We start from the raw sequence: 4,652 nt of genomic DNA on the forward strand, positions 1-4,652 counted from the left end.
AGTAGAGGGTGTGAACAACCGAATAAAGACGCTGAACAAAGTCGCCTATGGGTATCGTGATTGGGAATTTTTTGAGTTAAAAATCAAAGCCAGTCATGAGGCGAAGTATCGATTTTCCGGATGAACCAGAGAACCATCTAAAGCATCGTAATCGAATGACAAATAAATGCCGTCATACTCATTCTCTAACTTTTCCATTAAGGTCCGAACTACAACATCAAACCCTTGCTGTTCAATACACATCATGTCGATATTGGTCATGTTGAGCTTTTTTATCAGCTGATGTTCACATTGCATTAAATCTCGTACACCTACATAAAAAACATCTTGAGGCTGTAAAGCTATCTCCTGAGGAATTGACCAACCGTTATGAACATATTGATTCATCAATAATGCTAGCGGCTTACCGTGCAAATTACTGTCGAGTGTATTATTGCAATCCGCATGAGCATCAACCCAAACAATCGCAATTTTTTTACCTTTGTCCTTTTGATAATGACTAAGGACTGCTTGAACGGTTCCAACCGCTATCGAATGGTCGCCACCAATTGTTATGGGGATCCGATTATTCGAATAACTTTCCAACACCTTTCTTTTTAGGTCATGCGCGTAAATTCGTAATGCTTCATCTTTGCTACCACAGGAAATCAAAGAATAAACCTTATCGGAGATTTCAACATCACCTTGGTCAATGATATCAGCACCCCACCTATCATTTCTGACTTGGATCCAATCAGTGAGTCCTACCCATGACATTTCATCCATTCGTCGCAAACCATCAACTGTATTTTCTTGAGTTGTCACAAAACCCAGTTGATTAAAAGGTGCTCCAATTATGTCGAAATGTCTTTTCATGTGTACTCCTGTACTTATTTAATTTCGTATAACGCCGCATTAAGCGGCTAAAAATTGTGGGCTAAAATACAAGCGCAGCGCAGTAGCCCACTGTTTTTAGTCCGACTTAAATGCCTTGTTATATAGCCATTTATTGCACAATGCATTGGAAAACACAGCACGGTTAAACAGCCCTTTTTAGGTTTGATTTCACTCTCGATAAAGCTAGTTGACGAACGAAGCTAAACCCATTTTAAAATACGATTTACTAACGTGGTTTTAAAAACCACGCACGCTACCGCACTTGGAATGACACAAGTTGGTGAGCTGAGAATTACATTTTAGGTGATGCTAAATTTGCTGATTTAGAAAATTTATGAACGAAGGAAATACTCGCTCCGCAAAAAACCAAACTCAAATCAGACTTATGAAACCATACACTAAAACACTGCTAGAAAGCTATATAACGCCGCGTTAAGGGGCGCAGGCACGCACTACAAACGTGACCGCATGACAACTTAACCACTAAACCCAACGCAAATTGAAAATGCCACGCGTGCCAAGTCCCTCTTGAACGCTTTGTTATGCTTAAGCTTCAATGACTTACGTTTTACCTGAACCAAGATTAACTCGACTTTGATTCATAAACAAAAACCAAAACATAGAAAACCGAAACAACTCATAGTTTTGAAAAACATACTTCGAATTTCAGCTATCCAAGACCATAAAACTAAGATCAAATTTCTGATTGAGCCAGCCGCCCTAACCTCGCGCTTGCCCGAAAATTGATTGAGGCAATGCTCTGAATTTCCAGCGCCAAAGAATAATTGTCCGGGAAATAGCGCCCACTGAAGCCAACTTGCCGACAAACTCAAAACTAACCAGCCGAGGGAACAAAGAAAAAACATAAACCACTGATTTTTGGTGATTAAGCATAACGCCGCGTTAAGGGGTGAATGCCGCCTAAACCAAGTTTACGCATACCATTTCACCACCAAAACTTACCGCACACCAAAAATGCCACGCGGCATGAATCCCTCTTTAACGCTTTGTTATGCAAATGTTCTTAACGGCAAAATGTATCTATATACAAAGCCTCAACCTTGTCTCTCGCCCACTGCGTACGACGCAAAAACTTAAGAGAAGACTTGATTGATGGATTGCTGTAAAAACAGTTAATTTTGATTTCTCTATCTAACCCTTCCCAGCCATAGTGCTCTTGTAAACGAACAAGAATTTTCTCTAAGGTTAAACCGTGCAAAGGGTTGTTTTGCTGCTCTTGGCTCATTGCTTGGGTCCTAATAATAATGCTTAGTTTGGACGCAGTTTACCAGAATGCTTTAACCAGTTAGCCAATTTATTTACATCCGCAGCCTAAGATATAAGCACTGGGAAATGGGCTAATTTGAATATTTGCATAACGCCCGGTTAAGGGGCAGCCAACGCCATGACCAAGCTTCCGCATAACACCGTAACCACAAAAACCAACGCATGATAAAAATGCCGCGCGTTGGCTGTCCCTCTTGAACCGTTTGTTATGTTTAAGCTTCAATGACTTACGTTTTACCAGAACCAAGATTAACTCAGCTTTGACTCACAAACAAAAGCCAAGACCTAAAAAACTGAAACAACTCATAGATTTGAAAAACAGACTTTGAATTTCGGCAATTCAATCACAAAAACCTGTGATCAAAATATTGATTGAGCCAGCCGAACCAACCTCGCGCTTACTCGAAAATCGACTGAGGCAATTCTCTGAATTTCCAGCGCCAAAGAATAGATGTCCAGAAAGTAGCACCAGACGAAGCCAACTTGCCGACAAACACAAAACCAACAAGCCGAGGGAGCAAGAAAGGATGCAACCAACTGATTTTTGGTGATTAAACATAACGCCCGCCTAAGGGGCTGGCAACGCATTACCACTAAACTCAAACACAACAACCATAACCACCGCGGCTCATTGGGACTGGAAACGCCACGCGTTGACAGTCCCTCTTGAGGCGTTTGTTATGTTTATCTGGCCTAAGATTTCAAACAGTTAAATGCTTCCGCGACTGTTTCAAACTGAATTTTTGTCAAACAGACTTCCGCTAAACAGAACTCATGACGTTGAATCAATCTAGACGCTTCCTCTGCTGAAATCTGGGTTGAGTTTTCAATCAAGTTAACTGCTGATCCATCTGAAACTATTGAATAGACAAAACCTTCAGAATCAATGACTCGATCGCTCGGACTAACGATCAGATCCACACACTCGCAATTCAAATCAGCCTCAGAGCCCAAATAAACAAGCTCATCGTCACCATCTAATTTCAGAATACAAGGCCAATTGACCATGAACTTCTCCGATAAACATAACGCCCTGTTAAGGTGTGAGCAACGCAATACCAAAGCCACTGCATACCACCTTAAACACTAAATGCAACGCATAGTAAAATGCCACGCGTTGCGAATCACTCTTAAACAGTTTGTTAAGTTTTATTTTTGACGCGATCTAAAAAGTCATCAACTGATTGTTTTTTCTTCATTTGTGATAACGCATACAGTAACCAAATTGCACTACCAATTCCCAGTAGAACAAATATGGCTTTCCAAGAGTCCGCGCTCAAAGTAAGAAAAGGCTGAAAGTTTGCAGTACAAAATACGATTAGAACAGTAATTAGTATGCTTAATGGTGTTTGCCATGATGAACCTTTTAGCAAAGAGTCCAAGTGCTCTATAAGAATTATTTTTAACTTGTCAGTTGTTATCTCAATAACTTCCTGTTCAACATTGCTATGCACTTCTTGTACGTTTACAGAGTTGAATTTAGAACGTCTAGGTTGCCTATTGTCATTCACTGATAACATCCCCCAACATTAGTTGAAAGTGTGCTTTATAAGTGTTGGCGTTAGAAGACACATGTGCATTAATGAACAGTTCTCGATCCGTTTCCATCTTGCCAATCGCTACAGGTTTATTGAAAGACCGTCCCATAACACCAAGCCAGTTGGTAAAGATTAACAGGCCGCAATCTGATTGCGGCTCGACACGGAAAGAACTAGCCCTCTCTCCTTTTTCATCTTTCTCGTCGGTCTCTTCAAATTTAATTTTGAGGGCGAAATTGTTACCTTGTCCATCATCATAATCGATGTAGCAATCTTCCTGTTTGGGAATCAACAATTGCTCTGACAAGATCACTTCTAAGTTACCAATTTTTATCATGTATTCTCCGAATAAAACTTAACGCCCTGCTAAGGGGTGAGCAATGCACTACAAAAGCTACCGCACACCAACTTAATCACAAAACTCACCGCATGCTAAAAATGCCACGCATTGCGAATCCCTCTTAAGCAGTTTGTTAGCTTAAATTTCAGCACCTTAGATTTACTAAGCCCGAGATTAACCTGATTTGGAAAACCAACAAACCACTTGAGTTTTGAAACCCGAATTGGCTCAAACTTTGTGACCTTTCATGCTATTTGAAAAACCGAAAATTTTGAGAAATCACTTTCAGAAAACTCAAAGCGAATGCAAAACTTCCAAAGCGACTTTGCGCCAAGCTTCCTAACCTCGTGCAATCCCAAAATTCAATTGAGGCAACAACCCAAAACTCGCTTTGACAACCAATGCTGATTTGCCGAAAAACCTGAACGAATGCCCAAAGGAAGAAAGAAAAGACCACAACCAATTGATTTTAATTGTTTTAAGCTAACGCCGCGTTAAGGGGTGCAGGCACGCAATACAAAAGCTACCGCACAGTGCCGTAACCACCGAACTCAACGCAAACTGAAAATGCCACGCGTGCCAAATCCCACTTAAACGCTTTGTTATGCTTA

At 40.7% G+C, this 4,652-nt stretch carries 6 protein-coding genes; 1 reads left to right on the forward strand and 5 read right to left on the reverse strand.

Annotation, left to right across the window (positions count from 1 at the left end; translation table 11 throughout):
* On the forward strand, positions 1-124 hold a 124-nt coding region (locus UF06_RS24125), incomplete at its 5' end, for a transposase (protein ID WP_045569239.1).
* Here UF06_RS24125 and UF06_RS09085 read toward each other — a convergent pair.
* From UF06_RS09085 to UF06_RS09105, 5 genes are all read right to left on the reverse strand, one after another.
* Positions 94-855, reverse strand: a complete 762-nt coding sequence (locus UF06_RS09085) for an arginase family protein (protein ID WP_045570169.1) — start codon at positions 853-855, stop codon at positions 94-96. The genes UF06_RS24125 and UF06_RS09085 overlap by 31 nt on opposite strands.
* 1,045 nt (positions 856-1,900) lie before the next feature.
* Positions 1,901-2,122 carry a VF530 family protein gene (locus UF06_RS09090; RefSeq protein WP_005526706.1) on the reverse strand — a complete coding sequence of 74 codons (222 nt, stop codon included), beginning with the start codon at positions 2,120-2,122 and terminating at the stop codon, positions 1,901-1,903.
* 734 nt (positions 2,123-2,856) lie between these two features.
* Entirely contained in the window at positions 2,857-3,171 is a 315-nt protein-coding gene (locus UF06_RS09095; RefSeq protein WP_045570170.1) for a DUF4144 domain-containing protein, read from the reverse strand.
* Between the two features lie 134 nt (positions 3,172-3,305).
* Positions 3,306-3,674 (reverse strand): hypothetical protein, encoded by a 369-nt coding sequence (locus tag UF06_RS09100; RefSeq protein WP_082069648.1) that lies wholly within the window; start codon positions 3,672-3,674, stop codon positions 3,306-3,308.
* Positions 3,667-4,038 (reverse strand): DUF6864 domain-containing function, encoded by a 372-nt coding sequence (locus UF06_RS09105; RefSeq protein WP_020838897.1) that lies wholly within the window; start codon positions 4,036-4,038, stop codon positions 3,667-3,669. Before UF06_RS09105 ends, UF06_RS09100 begins: the two co-directional genes overlap by 8 nt.
* Positions 4,039-4,652: the final 614 nt, after the last annotated feature.

The organism is Vibrio sp. S234-5 (assembly GCF_000960595.1).
In the GTDB taxonomy this organism is placed as follows: Bacteria; Pseudomonadota; Gammaproteobacteria; order Enterobacterales; family Vibrionaceae; genus Vibrio.